Genomic DNA, 16178 nt, shown 5'->3' with positions numbered 1-16178 from the left:
CGCCCATCCACGCGCTTCCGCGTGGCTAGACTGTGAGACGTGGATGCCCGGGACAAGCCCGGGCATGACGACGAGTGTGCGCTGGCCGAGGCTTACGCCGCGACGATCTCCTGGCGCTGCTCGCCAAGACCCTCGATGCCGAGCGTGATGACGTCGCCGACATTGAGGAAGGTCGGCGGCTTCATGCCGAGGCCGACGCCGGGCGGGGTGCCTGTCGTGATGATGTCGCCCGGCAGCAGCGTCATGAACTGCGAGACATAGGAGATGCACTTGGCCATCGAGAAGATCATAGTCTTGGTCGAGCCGGTCTGACGGCGCTGGCCGTTCACGTCGAGCCACATCGGCAGGTTCTGCACGTCCTTGATCTCGTCCTTGGTGGCGAGCCAGGGGCCGAGCGGGCCGAACGTGTCGTGCGACTTGCCCTTGGTCCACTGACCCAGGCGCTCGATCTGGAAGGCGCGCTCGGAGACGTCGTTGCAGACGCAGTAGCCGGCGACGTGGTTGAGCGCGTCGGCTTCCGAAACGTATTTTGCGCGGGTGCCGATGATCGCGGCGATCTCGACCTCCCAGTCGAGCTTGGTCGAGCCGCGCGGCTTCTCGATGGCGTCGTTCGGGCCGGACAGCGAGGTGTTGGCCTTCATGAAAATGATCGGCTCGCTCGGGATCTCCGCGCCGGTCTCCTTGGCGTGGTCGCTGTAGTTGAGGCCGATCGCCACGAATTTCGACATGCCGGTAACGGGGGCGCCGAACCGCGGCTTGCCGGAGACGGCGGGCAGCGAGGCGGGATCGAGCGCCGCCAGCTTCTTCAGGCTCTCGGGCGAATAGGCCTCGCCGGTCAGGTCCTTCACATGCGCCGATAGGTCCCGCAACTGGCCGGATTTGTCGATCAGGCCGGGCTTTTCCGCACCCTTCTCGCCATAACGAACAAGCTTCATTCTCGTTTCTCCCTGGAATGGACCGATCGGTTAAACAGCTTCATGGAACAGGGCGGCGGGAAATTCAACCGCTCAAAGAGGGCGCATTGCAGCCCTCTCGATTCGGGAGGTTCGTCCGGGGCACGAGACTAGGCCAGCGCCTCGAACCTGAATGCGTCCCCATCCCGCTTGATGTGCCCGGCCGAAAAGTGCCCGCCGATCACCAGCGTCGGGGTGTCGGCAAACCGGCCGAACAATTCGCGCCGCGTCGCGGCAGATTGGCTCTGATCGGAATCCGCGTTCGAGGACCAGCCGAGATGCGCCATCTGGCAGGGATGATGGGCGACGTCGCCCGTCAGCAGTCCCTGCTCGCCGTCCGACCGGATCAGAACGCTCATATGCCCGGGGCTGTGGCCGGGGGTTGGGATCATGCTGATCTCCTCGCTGAGCCGGTGGTCGCTCGCGACCAACTCCGCCCGGCCGGCATCGACGATCGGCTTCACGGAATCGACAAACACGGCCTGCTTGTCCGGCTCGGTGGAGTGGTCGCGCCAGTGCTGGTATTCGGTCTTGCCGAAGACGTAGCGCGCGTTGGGGAAGCTCGGCACCCATTTGCCGTCGACCCATTTCGTGTTCCAGCCGACATGATCGACATGAAGATGCGTGCACAGCACGGTATCGATGCTGTCGGGCGGAAAGCCCGCCGCAATCATCGTCTCCAGGAATGGTGTGGTGCGATTGTTCCAGGTCGGGACGTTGCGGCCCTGCTTGTCGTTGCCAAGTCCGGTATCGACCACGATGCGGCGCGAAGGAGTTTCGAGCACCAGCGAATGGATCGACATTTTCAGCCGGCCTTCTTCCGTGGCGAAATGCGGGATCAGCCAGGGCAGCTTCCGGATTTCATCGTTGGTTGCTGCCGGGAGGATGAAGCGGGTTGAACCCACCGTCTCCATCTCGACGAGTTTGGTGATCTTGACCCTGCCGACTTTCCACTGCATCCGGCGCATCCCCATGTTCTTGTTTGATGTTCTTGCTTTGCGGGGGAACATGCGCAGTTTCGCCCTCAGGCGCAATGGATCATCTGACGCCGTGCGGCGTTATCGCGGGAACCCAGGGAAAGACAAAGGGCCAGCCATGCCAGAGCTTGCGATTTCCGCGGAGAAGGTCGCCTTCATCATCGAAAAGGCGCGTGAATTCGACGTCAAGCAGGCGGATTCCGATCCGGATTCCGGCTCGAATGCGACTGATGACGATGCGGTCGACGTCCTCGAGGATGACGGCTCCGATCCGGTCGTCAACGAACTCGGAAGTTTCATCGTGGCCATGAACGAGGACGAGCAGATCGATCTCGTCGCGCTGACCTGGCTCGGCCGCGGCGACGGCACGATCGACGATTGGGACGATTTGCGCGCACGCGCCGTGGAGGCACGCGCGGAGTATCGCAGTCCCCGGCGCGAGACGGCGCATTATCTGCTCGGTGAGCCGATGCTGGGCGATCTGCTCGCCGACGGGCTCGATGAATTCGGCGTCGACTGGACCGACGGAGACCTGGTGGCCGATTCATCCGCTCCAAGCCAGCGGGACGAAGACGAGATCACCAAGCAGCGGTGATTCCGGCCGATATCAGCGCGCGCAGTCGACCACCATGGTGCCGAGCTTGTCGCCTTTCTCGACGGCGACATGGGCCTGCGCCGTCTCCGACAGCGCAAACTGCGCCGCGACATTGTGGATTCGCGGCCCCGCTGCCAGCCATTTCGAGATGTCGGCCTGCGCCGCCGCAAGCAGCGCCGGCGGCAGCGCGAACAAGACGAGCGAGCGGAGCGTGATGCACTTCTCCATCAGCTCGCGCATCGGCACGGTCGGCGTGCGGTTGCCGTTCGTGGCGTAGACCGCGATTGTCGAATTCATGGCCATCAACTTCAGGGTCGTCGCGATGTTGCCGCCGAAATCGACATCGACCAATTGGTCGACCCCGCGTCCGCCGGTGAAGGCCATGGCCTTGGCAACGACATCTTCGTCCCTGTAATTGACCACGAGATCGGCACCGGCTTGTCGCGCATGCTCGCCTTTTATCGCCGAGCTGACGGTCGCGATCACCTGCGCGCCGCCCCATTTCGCGAGTTGCACGGCGTAATGTCCGACTGCACCCGCGCCGCCGGTGACCAGCACCGACTTGCCGACGATCGGCCCGTCCGCAAACAGGGAGCACCACGCCGTCATTGCGGGAATGCCCAGCGTCGCGCCTTCCGCAAAAGAGAGATTGTCCGGCAACGGCGTCACCAGATGCTCGGCAAGCGCGATATATTCGGCCGCGGTGCCAAAGGCGCGGCCGTTACGCTGGCCGTTGAACAGCCAGACCCTGTCGCCGATCTTGAACCGCGTCGCGCCATCGCCGATCTGGTCGATAAAGCCCGCGCCATCGCTGTTCGGAATGACGCGCGAAAATTCCTTGGCGCGATAGCCGCCCCCGCGCCGGCCGACATCGGCCGGATTGACGCCGGAGGCTTCCAGGCGAATACGAACTTCGCCTGGACCTGCGACCGGCGTGGCCATCTCACCATAGGTGAGGACGTCCGCCGCCGGTCCTGTCTCCTCGTACCAGACCGCCCTCACAGCGTTCCCGGGAAGGCACCGCCATCGAGCAGAAGGTTCTGCCCGGTGATGAAGCCGGCCTTGGCGCCGCACAGGAATGCGCAGGCATAGCCGAACTCCTCGGGATCGCCGAAGCGGCCCGCGGGATTGAGCTTGGCGCGCTCGGCCAGAACCTGGTCCGGCGTGATGCCGCGCTTCTCGGATTCCCCCTTCGCGGTGCTGCGCAGGCGATCGGTCTCAAACGGGCCCGGCAGCAGGCCGTTGATGGTGACGTTGTTGATCACGGTCTTGCGCGACAGGCCGGCAATGAATCCGGTGAGGCCGGCGCGCGCGCCGTTGGAGAGACCGAGGATGTCGATCGGCGCCTTCACCGCCGCTGAGGTGATGTTGACGATGCGGCCGAACTTGCGGGCCATCATGCCGTCCACCGTCGACTTGATCAGCTCGATCGGGGTCAGCATGTTGGCATCGATCGCCTTAATCCAGTCGTCGCGGGTCCAGTTGCGGAAATCGCCGGGCGGAGGTCCGCCGGCATTGTTGATCAGGATGTCCGGCTCGGGGCAGGCCTTGAGCACGGCCTCGCGGCCCGCCGGCGTCGTGATGTCGCCGACGATCTCGGTGACGGTCACATCAGGATAGGCTTTGCGGATGTCGTCGGCCGTCTTCTTCAGGGCCTCGGCGCCGCGCGCGGTCAGCGTGACGTGAACGCCGGCCTCGGCCAGCGAGATGGCGCAGGCGCGTCCGAGGCCTTTGCTGGATGCGCAGACGATGGCGCGGCGGCCTTTGATCCCAAGATCCACTGTTTCACTCCCGTAATGTCAGGCAGGTTTTTAGAGCCGCTATTCTAGCCAACCTTGGCGCCGCTGATAAGGGATTGGCTCGCATCAAAATGCATGCACGCTTGCGCGGCGATGCAAATGCGCCTCATCAGATGCGCCGCTCCTGCTTGAGACGGTCGATCGCGGAGGCCGCCTCCGGCGGCAGCGACTTGAAGCCCATCTGGCCGACCGTCGAGAACAGCGGCCGCAGATGCGAACCGGCGAGGAACGGCGGCTGCCGGTTGGCCGGCACGATCTGGTCGAACACCAGCACCAAGGTGGTGGCGACGAGGCCGACCCTGATGGCGCCGAGCGCGGCGCCGCCGAGGCGGTCGCCGATGCCGGCGTCGCGTATCGTGTCGCTCAGCGCCAGCCGGCCGAGATGTCCAAACAGCATGCCGACCACCACGAAGATGCCGAAGAACCAGATCCAGTTCTGCAGCAGCGGCGCATTCGGATTGCCCGCGACCTGCGGGACGATCAGCGGCATCAGCGCAACCGCGATGGGGGCGGCGAGGAGATAGGCCAGGATCGTCATGGCGCTGCCGAGCAGGCCGGTCCTGAAACCGAAGCCGATCGCGATGGCGAGCGCCGCATAGACGGCGAGATCGAAACTGTTCATGCGCGGGAGCCTGCCATGGAACGAGTGAACGCAGAACCGATCATTCCGGTTTCAGATCGTTAAAATCGTCTGTATTGATGGCCAAAACCGATGACCCCAAAGCTCAGGGACGCGCCCAATGTCAGACCTATTCGACGTCAGTCGAGAAACCATCCTCGTCACAGGTGCGAGCCAGGGCTTGGGGCGGCAATTTGCCCGGGTGTTGGCGGCACATGGCGCGGCCGTCGCGCTCGCGGCGCGGCAGACCGACAAGCTGAAGAGCCTGGAAGACGAGATCCGCGGCAAGGGCGGCCGCGCCGCCGCCGTCGCGCTCGACGTCACCGACATCGCATCGATCGCCAGGGCCCTCGATGCCACGGAAGCCGCGCTCGGCCCGGTCACGGTGCTGATCAACAATGCTGGCATCGCGATCGAAAAGCTCGCGACCGAGCAGACCGAGGCCGATTGGGACGCGGTGATGGGCGCCAATCTCAAGGGCGCCTATTTCCTCGCGACCGAGATCGCGCGCCGCATGATCGCGAGCAAGCAGGCAGGCAACATCGTCAACATCGCCTCCGTGCTCGGCACCGGCGTGCTGAAGGCGGTGTCGCCTTACGCGATCTCCAAGGCCGGCATCATCCAGGCGACCAAAGCGATGGCGCTGGAGCTTGCGGGGCAGAACATCCGCGTCAACGCGCTGGCACCCGGCTACATCGACACCGAGATGAACCACGCGTTCTGGGCGACGCCGCCGGGCGAGCGCCTGACCAAGCGCATTCCCCAGCGCCGCATCGGCGCCGAGTCCGATCTCGACGGCGCGATCCTGCTGCTGGCCTCGAAGGCCTCGCGGTACATGACGGGCAGTGTGGTGACGGTGGACGGCGGGTTCTTGCTGAATTGAGAAGCTGCTATCGTCCCGGCCCCCCATGCGCAATTGCGCACTAGGCCGGGACGACGAGGTAGAGTCACCGCATCTCGCCCCTGATCATATCCGCCGCCTTCTCGCCGATCATGATCGCCGGCGCATTGGTGTTGCCGCCGATCAGTGTCGGCATGATCGAGGCGTCGACGACGCGCAGACCTTCCACGCCGTGCACCTTCAGCGCCGGATCGACCACGGCCATCGCGTCGGTGCCCATCTTGCAGGTGCCGACGGGGTGATAGACGGTGTCGACACGCGCGCGCAGGATGGCGCGGATATCGTCGTCCGTTCTCACATCGGACGTGAACATGTCCTTCTTCTGCAACGCGCGCATCGCGGGCGTCTCCATCAGCCTTCGCGTCGTCTTGAAGCCCGCGACCATCGTCTCGAGATCCTCCGCCTCGCCCAAGAAATTCGGATCGATCAGCGGCGCTGCCAGCGGATCGGCGCTTTTCAGCCAGACGCTGCCACGGCTCTTCGGCCGCAACAGGCAGACATGGCACGAGAAGCCCGCCTCCTTGTGCTTCTTGCGGCCGTGGTCGTCGAGCGTCGCGATGATGAAGTGCAGCTGGATGTCGGGCACATCGAGGTCGGCCCGGGTCTTCAGGAAGCCGCCACACTCGGCGAAATTGGTGGTCATCAGGCCGCGCCGCTCCCGGCGGTATCGTTGGATGGCGCGGAGCAGGGATGGTAGCCGGCCGAGCGACGAATGGACGAAGTGTGGATAGTCGGAGGCGTAGACGAACACGAAATCCGGATGATCCTGCAGATTGCGTCCTACGCCCGGCAAATGATGCACGACGTCGATCCCGTGGGCGGCAAGCGCCTTGCCGTCGCCTATGCCCGACAGCATCAGCAATTGCGGTGACTGGAAGGCGCCGGAGGCGAGGATCACCTCGCGACGGGCGCGTAGCTTCTTTGTCTGCTTGCCCTGGACATATTCGATGCCGACCGCGCGCCCACTTTCGAACAGGATGCGCGTGGCATGCGCCTGCGTCTCGACACGCAGATTGGCGCGCTTGTCCATGTGGGGATGCAGATAGGCGCGCGCCGCGCTCCAGCGCTCACCATTGTGCTGGGTCACCTGGTAGCTGCCGAGCCCTTCGTGATCCTCTTCATTGAAGTCCTCGCGGATGCGGAACTGCGCCTCGCGGGCGGCCTGATGGAAGATGTCGTGGATCGGATTGTCCGCGCGCAGTCTGTTGACATGCAGCGGGCCGCCCTTGCCATGATAGGCGCCGTCGAAATCGGCGTTGTTCTCCGAGCGGTTGAAATAGGGCAGCACGTCGGCATATGACCAGCCGGCATTGCCGAGCGAGGCCCAGTGGTCGTAGTCCCATTTGTTGCCGCGGATATAGACCATGGCGTTGATCGCCGAGGATCCGCCGAGTCCCTTGCCGCGCGGTTGATAGCCGATCCGGCCGTTCAATCCCTTCTGCGGCACGGTATCGAAACCCCAGTTCGCCGCCTTGTATGGCAAAGCCAGTCCGAACGGCGTGGTGATCCGCCAATTGTCGTTCCGACCGCCGGCATCGAGCAGCGCCACGGATGTCCCCGCATCCTCCGACAGCCGCCCCGCCACCGCGCAGCCGCCGGAGCCCGCGCCCACGACGACGAAATCGAATGTGTCCGTCACTGATGTTTCCCCCTGCATTCATTCTTTCCGTCATTGCGAGCGCAAGCGAAGCAATCCAGACCTTTGCCGCGGAGGGATTCTGGATTGCTTCGCTGCGCTCGCAATGACAGGTGCTGAAACCTACGACACGAATCGCATCATCTTCTCCAGCCGCGCGATCTTGCCGCCATAAGGCGGATAGAGGTCGGCGAGGCGGTTGAATTTCGAGCGGTAGAACACCGGCTTCAGCTTGCCGAACGTGCGAAAGCCCCATTCGCCGTGATAGGCGCCGGTGCCGGATGCGCCGACGCCGCCCATCGGCTGGTTGATTTGCGCGAAGTGGAACAGACAGTCGTTGACCGTGACGCCGCCGGAGACGGTGCGCGCCAGCACCTCGTCGCGCGCAACGCGGTCCTTGCCGAACCAGTACAACGCCAGCGGCCGGTCGCGGGCGTTGACGAAGGCGATGGCGTCGGCCGGGTCGCGATAGCCGAGCACGGGGAGCACGGGGCCGAAAATCTCCTCCTGCATGGCCGCCATGTCTTCGCTCGCGCCCACGATCAGCGTCGGCGGGAATTTGCGGTGCGCCTTCCAGTTGGGATCGTCCGGCTTCGCCGGCTGCAGGATCTTTGCGCCGCGACGTGCCGCATCGGAGACGAGATTTTCCAGCCGCGCATAATGCCGGTCGGAGATCACGGAGGTGTAGTCCTTGTTCGAGGGGTCGGTGCCGAACATGCGTCGCATCTGCGCGCGAACTTTTTCGGCAAAGGCCTGCAACGCGCGCTCGGGCACCAGCACATAGTCGGGCGCGATGCAGGTCTGCCCGGCATTGAGCAGCTTGCCGTAGGCGATGCGCTCGGCGGCCTCTTCGAGATCAGCCGAGGCGTCGATGATAACAGGCGACTTGCCGCCGAGCTCGAGCGTGACGGGCGTGAGGTTACGCCCCGCGGCCTCCGCCACCAGCCGCCCCACCCGGGTCGAGCCGGTGAACACGAGATGATCGAACGGCAGATGCGCGAAGGCCTTTGCGACCTCGTCTTCGATGCCGGTGACGAGCAATTCCGCAGCGTCGAACCGCTCGGCGACCGTCTCCTTCAGCAGCGATGAGAAGTGCGGCACAAGCTCGCTCGGCTTGATAATGACGCGGTTGCCGGCGGCGAGCGCGCCGATCGCGGGCGCGAGCGTCAGCTGCAGCGGATAATTCCAGGGCGCGATGATGCCGACGACGCCGAGCGGCTGCGGCATCAGCCGGTTGCGCGCGGGCAGGAATTGCAGCGCCGTCGAAACGCGCTGCGGCGCCATCCAGCTCTTGAGGTGCTTGGTGGCATGACGGATCTCGGAGAACACCATCATGGTCTCGGCGATATTGGTCTCGACCGCGCAGCGGTGACCGAAATCGGCCGAGATCGCCTGCCGGAAGCGCTCCTCGTTGTCGGCGACGACAGTGCGCAACCGCGCCAGGCGGTCGAGCCGCTCGGCGAGGCCAGGCGCCGGCTCGGCCCGCGACCGCTCGACCATGGCATGGAAGGCGTCTTCGAGGCCCCGAAGCGGGGCGCTCGGCGGGGGGCGATCTGAGGGGCGATCCAAGGCGTGGTCCATGGCGTTCTCCCCCATTAAGTGGCGTTTCCGCCTGGTTTTGTTGCCGCAAGCTGGCCCCTTGTGGAACTTCTGGCAAGGGCCGGCCAAATAGGCCGCAAATTCGTCCACCGCGCTGTCATAAAGTCGAAAAAAACGTTCTCGCAGCCCTTTCCAAAGGCACCCCGGGTTGGTACATACCGCCCGCACCCAACGGGCTTTGCCCGGGGTTGCCTTCCAAGGAAGCCTTCGGGACGGACGAAGCAAGCCACGCGAACAGCGCCGGCCCTTCATTCACCGTCCCCGGCGCTTTCACGAAGGCAAAGCAACGGTTAACGCGGGGTGGAGCAGCCCGGTAGCTCGTCAGGCTCATAACCTGAAGGTCATAGGTTCAAATCCTATCCCCGCAACCAAGTTCGGACCTTACCGGTCCCGATCCGAAAATGGCCCGCTTCACGCGGGCCATTTTTGTTTTGGCCGCGCTCCGGTGGAAACGTCGGTCGCACCTTGCGCAAGAGTGGGGAACGGCTCACTCCGGATAGCTAAGGATCATTTTCAGCAGCTTCGGAAACCGCGCATTGATGTCCTCCTCGCGTAGGACATTGCGGTGCTGGACGCCTTGCTTTGAGGTCCGGATCAGGCCGGCCTCGCGCAGGATGCGAAAATGGTTCGACAGAGTCGACTTCGCCATGTCAGGGCAGGGCGCCGCCTCGGTGCACGACATGCAATCACTCTGTGCGGCCAGGCTTTTGACGATCCGCAGCCGCATAGGGTCCGCGAGCGCTCCCAGCACCCCAGCCAGTGAAATCTCGCTCCGCGATGGGTGAACGAACTGCACCATGCACAAAATATAGCACCTCCCTTGAACTCATTCAATAGTTCACTAATATTGAACTATTGAATATCGGCGTCGCGCCGGATGATGGAGAATGTGATGACCAAGAGACTCGAAGGAAAAGTTGCGCTCGTGACCGGCGCATCCAAAGGCATCGGTGCCGAAATCGCCGCGCGGCTCGCGGCCGAGGGCGCGGCGGTCGCCGTCAACTACAGCTCCAGCAAGCAGGCCGCCGACCGCGTCGTCGCCGCCATTGTCGCCAAGGGTGGCAAAGCCGTCGCGGTCCACGGCAATCTGGCCGATGCCAAGGACGTGAAAAGTGTAGTCGCGGAAACCGTGAAGGCGCTCGGTGCGATCGACATCCTCGTCAACAACGCGGGCGTTTACGAGTTCGCGCCGCTCGAGGCCATCACGCCGGAGCATTTCCACAAGCAGTTCGATCTCAATGTGCTGGGCCTCCTCCTGGTCTCAGGAGAGGCGGCGCGGCACTTCAACGCCAATGGCGGAAGCATCATCAACATCAGCTCCGCGGCGTCGACTCTCGCGCCGCCGAACGGCGCCGTCTACTCCGCCACCAAAGCATCGGTGGATGCGATCTCCGCCGTGCTGGCCAAGGAACTGGCGCCGCGCAAGATCCGCGTCAACGCCGTCAATCCCGGCATGATCGTCACCGAGGGGGTCGTGTCCGCCGGCCTGCACGAGGGCGACATGCGAAACTGGATCGAATCCACCACTCCGCTTGGCCGAGTCGGCAAGGTCGAGGAGATCGCTGCCGCGGTGGCCTTCTTCGCTTCGGACGACGCATCCTACGTCACGGGCGAGACGCTTCACGTCGCCGGCGGCCTTCGCTGAATTTGTTGGTTTACAGAAGGAAATGGCACGCCTTGCGCGCGCCATTTTTTGTTTTGGGGCGTCCTCGATCATGCATGTCCTGCTTGGCTGAGCTTGGGTTCGTTCGGACCATGCCGAAGCGCGTCCCGTCGCCGTCGGTGGAGCTGCCAAGCGTAAGCGCGATCAGCCCAGAGCATGCCATCCGGGAAGGAACCCAGGATGGCGCCGGGCGTCAACACGAGGACACCGGGCCCGTCCGGTGCTCGCTTGTTGGCTTGCCGTCGTTCGGAAGGAGAGGGCCAATGCAGTTCGAGGATTTCGACGCCGCCGATGTTCAGGCGGACGAGGCCCGGATCTTCATCCGTCGGGCCGGTTCGGGGCCGGCCGTTCTCCTGTTGCACGGATTTCCGCAGACGCATCTGATGTGGCGAGACGTTGCGCCGTTGCTCGCGCAAAACTTCACCGTGGTCTGCGCCGATCTTCGCGGATATGGCCGGAGCGATTGTCCTCCCTCCAGTCCGGACCATGCGCCATATGCAAAACGAGCAATGGCAAACGACATGGTGTCCGTCATGACGAAACTCGGCTTCGACCGTTTCTCGGTCGCGGGCCATGATCGTGGCGGCCGTGTCGCCTTTCGGCTCGCGCTTGATCACCGCGAACGCGTGCAGCGGCTTGCCGTCCTGGATGTCGTTCCTATTGCCGACGCCTGGGAGCGCGCCGACAAGAACCTGACGGTCGGCTATTGGCCGTGGTCGTTGCTTGCGCAGCCTGAACCTCTTCCCGAGCGGTTATTGTCGGCAGCCCCCGACGCCATCATCGACAATGCGCTGCATGGCTGCGGGTCTTCGGCCGGCAGCTTCAGTCCGGCGGTGCGAGCAGCCTATATCGACGCGTTGAGCGATGAGGCGCATGTTCACGCGATCTGCGAGGAATATCGTGCGGCCGCGACACTCGATCACGCGCACGATGTGGCGGACCGTCGTTCCGGCCGCCGAATTGACTGCCCTGTGCTCGTGCTCTGGAGCGGTCGCGGCCCCCTCAACGCGTGGTATGCGAGCGAGGGCGGCCCCTTGGGGCTCTGGCGGGCGTGGGCAGATGACATCGACGGAAAGCCGCTTGATGGCGGGCACTTCTTCCCGGAGGAGCTTCCGCAGCAGACTGCGTACGAGCTGAACCGGTTTTTTGGAGGCGGTGGATAGGACCAGCGTCTTGGCAGTGCTGCTTCCTTCGACAGCACGGTCTTGGCAAGCGCGAGGGCTGCCCCCTTGGGGCGAACGGCGATCGGAAGCAAACATTACGCCCGCGCCAGTCGCGCGGGCGTGATGCGTCTTGCGTACTACAGAATGCGTCAGGATCTGTGCGGACAGACCATCGTCAGATTGAGCAGCGTCGGCTTGTCCGAGCCCTTCTTGTAGTCCCACTCCAGCCGGATCTCGTGCCGGTGCGCGAAAGCGTCGCTGGCTTCGTGGGTGATGATCTTCGTCTTCATCGGGATTGGCGGCTCGGAGTTGAAGCATTTCCGGACGCAGGCATCGAGCAGATCGCATCGCGTCAGCGGAATGACGCCCGGCTCATCCCTGGACAGGGGGACTGTGTTCGGCTGGGTGCTGAGGTCGACGCGGGCCCGGCCCTTTTCCTTGTGCCAGTACTTGGCGCTGCCCTGCGGCCAGTTCGATGCCGGGTTCAGAATCAAATGGTACTGGCCGTATTCCAAGGTCGGCAGGTCGATGTCCTCGGACTCCTTGAGCTTCGCGACGCTCTTCTTCATGTTCGCCAAAGGATAGTAATTGCTATTCATCAAGTCTCGAAATGCCTTGCCGCTATATACCAGTCCGGCCATCGCCTCTTTCCTTCATATGTCTGTTTGTCAAAATCTCTGGTGCGGTGGCCGAAAATACGCGTCACGCTACGGCCGATCACGCTGTTTGTTGTGCGCCCTCAACGCTACCACTCAGGAATGTATTTCGTCCAGAGAGCCTCCATCCCGTAACGTCGCCTATGTCGCAAGCCCAATTGCCATGCACTTTCCTATAGGTATTGTTGGGTCGAACGCCTCGCGGGGATTGGGGTGAGGCTGCCGAGGCAGTGGTTGAAGGCGCTGGAATGCATTGCTTCGCTTGTCAGTCGGCGATTGGTCCGGGCGACCGCTGGTGCTCCAAATGCGGAGCGGCGGTGCGCCAGCCCGTCGACCCCGACAGCGAACGACGCTTTGTGACGATTCTGCGTGCCGACGTCGTCGATTCCACAGGTCTTGTTGCCGAACTGGAGCCGGAGGCGGCGGTGTCGCGCCTCGAGCCTGCTCTTGCGGCGATGAGAGGCGCGGTGCGCCAGTTCGGCGGCATCGTCAGCAAGGAGTTGGGTGACGGGTTGGCCGCCGTCTTCGGCGCCCCGATCGCCGACGACAACCACGCGCCCTTAGCCTGCCACGCGGCCATCGAGCTGGTCCGGCGTGTTGGCAGTCTGGGCGATCCAGGACTTCAAGTCCGGGTCGGCCTGCACTCGGGTCATGTGGTGGCCTACATGGTCGCGAGCGAATTTTCCAAGGTCTACGAGATCGGCGGCGCAGCCCAGCACCTCGCGGCTCGGCTGGAGACGGCAGCCGAGGCGAACCAGATCTATGTCTCCGAAGCCTGCCAGGAGCTGGCGGACGGACACGTCCGCTTTGAATTCCTTGGCCGCAAGGCGCTCCGTGGTTTCGGCGAGCCCCTGCCTGTCTACCGGGTGATGGGTGCGAGTGATCTGTCGAGCTGGCGGGTCCGACGTGCGCGGAGCGTTTCCAGATTCGTCGACCGCACGACGGAGCGGGCGTTGTTGTGGCGCGCTGCGGATAGGGTTGCTGCCGGCCGGCAGACGGTTCTGCTGATGGGTGACGCCGGCATTGGCAAGTCTCGGCTTGCGCATGAATTCGCGCAGGACCTCCGGGCTGGCGGCTGGCGGCTGATCGATGTCGAGTGCAGCCCAAATCTCCAGGGTGCGCCGTACAGCGCGCTCAAGCGCCTGTTGCTCTCGATCCTCGATACGTCAGCAAGAGATCAGACCAAGACGGATGATCCCAGAGACGAATTGCCGGTGGTGCAACAGCGGGCTCTCGACGCGATCCTGGATTTGCCGGTTTCCGATCCGCAATGGGATGAATTGGAGCCTCACGCGCGCGGTCGTGCGATTTCAGACGCAAGCTGTGCGATCATCGAGAGCGTCGCCCGTCGTCAGCGTACGATCCTTTTGATTGAGGACCTGCACTGGATGGATCGGGCCAGCGATGCGGTCGTCGCGACCCTTTCGGGGCTGCAATGCCCTGATTTGCTTGTGCTGCTGACGACGCGGCCCAATGGAATGCCGGTGTGGATCGCGAGCTGCCGCGCGGAAATCGTGGCGATGCGGCCTCTCGATGACAATTCGGGGCTGGCCATGCTCGCGGACATGCTTGGTCCCGCCACGACCAACGAAGACCTGAAGAATCGGATCATCTCTCATACGGCCAACGTTCCGCTGTTCATTGAGGAGGTCTGCCGCAGTTTGAAGGACAGCGGCATGCTTCTTGGCCAGTGGGGCGACCTTTCCCTTGCGCGTCCTGTGGACGAACTCGGCATCCCCAGCAGCATTCAGGGTGTGATCGCGGCGCGGCTGGATCGTGTGTCACGACAGGAACGATCGCTTCTCCAGATCGCCGCGGCGCTTGGACCCCGGGCCGACCAGGCCACACTGCGAAGAGTAGCGGCCGTGCCGGAAGACGTCCTGCAGGATTGCCTCACCGCGCTCGACCGGGCCGAGTTGCTCGTCAGGATCGACAGTGAGTTGGAGGATTCGCTCGAGTTCCGGCACGAGATGGTCAGGCAGGTGACCTACGATTCGATGGTCGAGAAGGTGCGGGAAAGCATCCATGCCAGCATTCTGGCGGCTCTCGAGACCGACGAGGCGTGGACCGACGGTCCGGATACGCTCTGCTATCACGCGACCCGAGCGAAGGATTGGCGGAAGGCTTTTCAGCATGGCAGGAGCGCGGCTCGAAAATGTCTGGTGCGCTCGGCCTTTGCCGAAGCGGTCGATTATTTCGAGATCGCGATGGGTTCTCTCGACAAGATCCCGGTGACGCACGCGCGCGAAACGGACGCCATCGACCTGCGGATGGAGGCGCGATTGGCCTTTGCCGGGTCGGGGCGTGTCGCCGAAGCCCTGGATTTGGGGAGCGAGGCCGAACGGCGAGCCGATGCGATTGGCGATATTGAACGCAAGGTCGCGGCCATGACCATGAGAGCGGGTGCCCAGAATTTCTATGGAACGCCGGTTGAAGCTGTCACGATCGGGGAAGATGTGGTGCATCTGGCGGAAAGCTCGGGAAATCCCGCTTGGCGTAATCTCGCGCAATACAGTCTCGGGCAGGCCTATTTTCTTTCCGGCCGCTACGATCGCGCCGAGAAGATGCTGGCCACCGCCCGCGTCCACCTTGCGGGTCTGACCGCGAGTGCTCCGATCGGCACGACCCCACGATCTTTGCTCCTGCTTTGCTGCATGATGAACAGCGTCACTCACACGGTGATGGGCCAGATCGATGCCGCCGAGCAGCTCCAGCAGCAAGCCGCAGCGATCGCGGAGGAGACCGGCCGCCCCTACGACCGCGTCGCCGCGGCCTATAGCGGCGGCTGGCTGATGCTCGGCCGCGGCGAGCCGGCGGCGGCCGCGGCCATTCTCGAGAATGGTTTTGTCCTGGCGCAGAAGCACGGCATCCGGCTGTTCGTGCCGGTGCTCGCCTGCCATCTCGGCATGGCCTATCTGGAGCAGGGGCTGTTTGACCGGGCGCGCGGCATGCTGACGGAAGCGCGTGAGGAAGCGAAGGCGGTCGGCTATACCTCGGCGGTGCTTCGCAGCTCGATCTACCTGGCGCTCGCCACCCACCGTCTCGGCGACGTCCAGGCCGCGCAGAACATGCTGCGCGAAGCGCGCAACACCGCGCGGCAACAGGGGTTCTCCGGCCTGGAGGCGGAGGCGCTGTTCGGCGAGGCCGTGGTGACGCCGCCGTCGGATCCGGAGGCCAGGGCGGCGATCCTGAGCGCCCTGCGCGCGACCATCGCGATCGCCGCCGAGAGCGGCGCGCTGCCGCTGCGCCACAAGGCCGAGGCGATGCTCAACGAGATGCAGGCGACGGGTGACGAGCTCAGCTGACGGCAGCGGCGGCCGGGCCGCTATCGGGGCCGAAATCTGCCCGACGCGTCAAATAAATTAAGCAGGCGCCGCAAGGAGTTAGCTACTGTGCATGGGGTTGTTTTCGCCCTTTATCTTGAAGGGCCCTTCATGGTGCAGCGCGGAGGACGGCACGCTTGTGCCGCCCGCTCCGATGACTATGCCCTTGCGCGCGCAGCAAGGTCGGCTACCGTCGGCCCTGGCCACACGGCCAGGCGACTTTTGATTTCAATTTTTTAGCATCCGATTTTGCGGCGCCGCGACGGCGCGACGCCCACCGAACGAGGCGGGGCC

Annotated in this window: 14 protein-coding genes and 1 tRNA gene; 6 read left to right on the top strand and 9 right to left on the bottom strand. The window is 64.0% G+C overall.

Annotation, left to right across the window (positions count from 1 at the left end; all coding sequences use genetic code 11):
• Positions 1 to 92: 92 nt before the first annotated feature.
• Both IVB13_RS29535 and IVB13_RS29530 read right to left on the bottom strand, forming a co-directional pair.
• Entirely contained in the window at positions 93 to 935 is an 843-nt protein-coding gene (locus IVB13_RS29535) for a fumarylacetoacetate hydrolase family protein (RefSeq protein ID WP_018457567.1), read from the bottom strand.
• 128 nt (positions 936 to 1063) lie between these two features.
• Complete coding sequence (locus IVB13_RS29530) at positions 1064 to 1912, bottom strand: MBL fold metallo-hydrolase (RefSeq protein WP_026233400.1); 849 nt, start codon at positions 1910 to 1912, stop codon at positions 1064 to 1066.
• A gap of 136 nt (positions 1913 to 2048) precedes the next feature.
• Here IVB13_RS29530 and IVB13_RS29525 point away from each other — a divergent pair, with 136 nt between their 5' ends.
• On the top strand, positions 2049 to 2525 hold the full coding sequence (locus IVB13_RS29525; protein ID WP_018457565.1) for a DUF3775 domain-containing protein: 477 nt from the start codon (positions 2049 to 2051) through the stop codon (positions 2523 to 2525).
• 12 nt (positions 2526 to 2537) lie between these two features.
• Here the strand turns inward: IVB13_RS29525 and IVB13_RS29520 are convergent, their stop codons facing one another.
• The 3 genes from IVB13_RS29520 to IVB13_RS29510 all read right to left on the bottom strand — a co-directional run bounded on the left by IVB13_RS29520 (position 2538) and on the right by IVB13_RS29510 (position 4946).
• Entirely contained in the window at positions 2538 to 3527 is a 990-nt protein-coding gene (locus IVB13_RS29520) for an NADPH:quinone reductase (RefSeq protein ID WP_247491036.1), read from the bottom strand.
• Positions 3524 to 4306, bottom strand: coding sequence for an SDR family oxidoreductase (locus tag IVB13_RS29515; RefSeq protein WP_007605221.1), 783 nt, complete (start codon positions 4304 to 4306; stop codon positions 3524 to 3526). The genes IVB13_RS29520 and IVB13_RS29515 overlap by 4 nt, the downstream gene beginning before the upstream one ends.
• A 127-nt stretch (positions 4307 to 4433) precedes the next feature.
• Positions 4434 to 4946, bottom strand: coding sequence for a CvpA family protein (locus tag IVB13_RS29510; protein WP_018457563.1), 513 nt, complete (start codon positions 4944 to 4946; stop codon positions 4434 to 4436).
• Between the two features lie 118 nt (positions 4947 to 5064).
• Between IVB13_RS29510 and IVB13_RS29505 the strand changes: the two genes are divergently transcribed.
• Positions 5065 to 5826: an SDR family oxidoreductase gene (locus IVB13_RS29505; RefSeq protein ID WP_026233399.1), complete on the top strand. Its 762-nt coding sequence runs from the start codon at positions 5065 to 5067 to the stop codon at positions 5824 to 5826.
• Between the two features lie 64 nt (positions 5827 to 5890).
• On the opposite strand, the gene IVB13_RS29500 is transcribed toward IVB13_RS29505, so the two are convergent.
• Together IVB13_RS29500 and IVB13_RS29495 are read right to left on the bottom strand one after the other, a co-directional pair.
• Positions 5891 to 7483 carry a choline dehydrogenase gene (locus IVB13_RS29500; RefSeq protein ID WP_018457561.1) on the bottom strand — a complete coding sequence of 531 codons (1593 nt, stop codon included), beginning with the start codon at positions 7481 to 7483 and terminating at the stop codon, positions 5891 to 5893.
• Positions 7484 to 7603: 120 nt separating this feature from the next.
• Complete coding sequence (locus IVB13_RS29495) at positions 7604 to 9061, bottom strand: coniferyl aldehyde dehydrogenase (RefSeq protein ID WP_026233398.1); 1458 nt, start codon at positions 9059 to 9061, stop codon at positions 7604 to 7606.
• 312 nt (positions 9062 to 9373) lie between these two features.
• Here IVB13_RS29495 and IVB13_RS29490 point away from each other — a divergent pair.
• Positions 9374 to 9450: transfer RNA gene (locus IVB13_RS29490), tRNA-Met, on the top strand.
• 116 nt (positions 9451 to 9566) lie between these two features.
• Here IVB13_RS29490 and IVB13_RS29485 read toward each other — a convergent pair.
• Positions 9567 to 9878 (bottom strand): helix-turn-helix domain-containing protein, encoded by a 312-nt coding sequence (locus IVB13_RS29485; protein WP_026233807.1) that lies wholly within the window; start codon positions 9876 to 9878, stop codon positions 9567 to 9569.
• 93 nt (positions 9879 to 9971) lie between these two features.
• On the opposite strand from IVB13_RS29485, the gene IVB13_RS29480 reads away from it, so the two are divergent.
• Together IVB13_RS29480 and IVB13_RS29475 are read left to right on the top strand one after the other, a co-directional pair.
• A complete protein-coding gene (locus tag IVB13_RS29480; RefSeq protein WP_026233808.1) occupies positions 9972 to 10724 on the top strand; it encodes a glucose 1-dehydrogenase in 753 nt (250 codons plus the stop codon).
• A 281-nt stretch (positions 10725 to 11005) separates the two neighbouring features.
• Positions 11006 to 11905, top strand: a complete 900-nt coding sequence (locus tag IVB13_RS29475) for an alpha/beta hydrolase (RefSeq protein WP_247491050.1) — start codon at positions 11006 to 11008, stop codon at positions 11903 to 11905.
• Positions 11906 to 12054: 149 nt separating this feature from the next.
• On the opposite strand, the gene IVB13_RS29470 is transcribed toward IVB13_RS29475, so the two are convergent.
• A complete protein-coding gene (locus tag IVB13_RS29470) occupies positions 12055 to 12546 on the bottom strand; it encodes a hypothetical protein (protein WP_018459438.1) in 492 nt (163 codons plus the stop codon).
• A gap of 263 nt (positions 12547 to 12809) precedes the next feature.
• Here IVB13_RS29470 and IVB13_RS29465 point away from each other — a divergent pair, with 263 nt between their 5' ends.
• Positions 12810 to 15866 (top strand): adenylate/guanylate cyclase domain-containing protein, encoded by a 3057-nt coding sequence (locus tag IVB13_RS29465; protein WP_026233809.1) that lies wholly within the window; start codon positions 12810 to 12812, stop codon positions 15864 to 15866.
• The last annotated feature ends 312 nt before the right edge of the window (positions 15867 to 16178 follow it).

The organism is Bradyrhizobium sp. 17 (genome assembly GCF_023073515.1).
GTDB lineage: Bacteria > Pseudomonadota > Alphaproteobacteria > Rhizobiales > Xanthobacteraceae > Bradyrhizobium > Bradyrhizobium canariense_D.
Note: the sequence above shows the minus strand (reverse complement) of the source record. Positions and strands in the feature narration are given on the sequence as shown.

Bases quoted from the DNA above. Each gene is read 5' to 3' on its own strand.
- IVB13_RS29535 (WP_018457567.1), bottom strand. From the start codon at position 935: ATGAAGCTTGTTCGTTATGGCGAGAAGGGTGCGGAAAAGCCCGGCCTG.
- IVB13_RS29505 (WP_026233399.1), top strand. From the start codon at position 5,065: ATGTCAGACCTATTCGACGTCAGTCGAGAAACCATCCTCGTCACAGGT.
- IVB13_RS29530 (WP_026233400.1), bottom strand. From the start codon at position 1,912: ATGCAGTGGAAAGTCGGCAGGGTCAAGATCACCAAACTCGTCGAGATG.
- IVB13_RS29485 (WP_026233807.1), bottom strand. From the start codon at position 9,878: ATGGTGCAGTTCGTTCACCCATCGCGGAGCGAGATTTCACTGGCTGGG.
- IVB13_RS29525 (WP_018457565.1), top strand. From the start codon at position 2,049: ATGCCAGAGCTTGCGATTTCCGCGGAGAAGGTCGCCTTCATCATCGAA.
- IVB13_RS29465 (WP_026233809.1), top strand. From the start codon at position 12,810: ATGCATTGCTTCGCTTGTCAGTCGGCGATTGGTCCGGGCGACCGCTGG.
- IVB13_RS29470 (WP_018459438.1), bottom strand. From the start codon at position 12,546: ATGGCCGGACTGGTATATAGCGGCAAGGCATTTCGAGACTTGATGAAT.
- IVB13_RS29480 (WP_026233808.1), top strand. From the start codon at position 9,972: ATGACCAAGAGACTCGAAGGAAAAGTTGCGCTCGTGACCGGCGCATCC.
- IVB13_RS29510 (WP_018457563.1), bottom strand. From the start codon at position 4,946: ATGAACAGTTTCGATCTCGCCGTCTATGCGGCGCTCGCCATCGCGATC.
- IVB13_RS29475 (WP_247491050.1), top strand. From the start codon at position 11,006: ATGCAGTTCGAGGATTTCGACGCCGCCGATGTTCAGGCGGACGAGGCC.
- IVB13_RS29495 (WP_026233398.1), bottom strand. From the start codon at position 9,061: ATGGACCACGCCTTGGATCGCCCCTCAGATCGCCCCCCGCCGAGCGCC.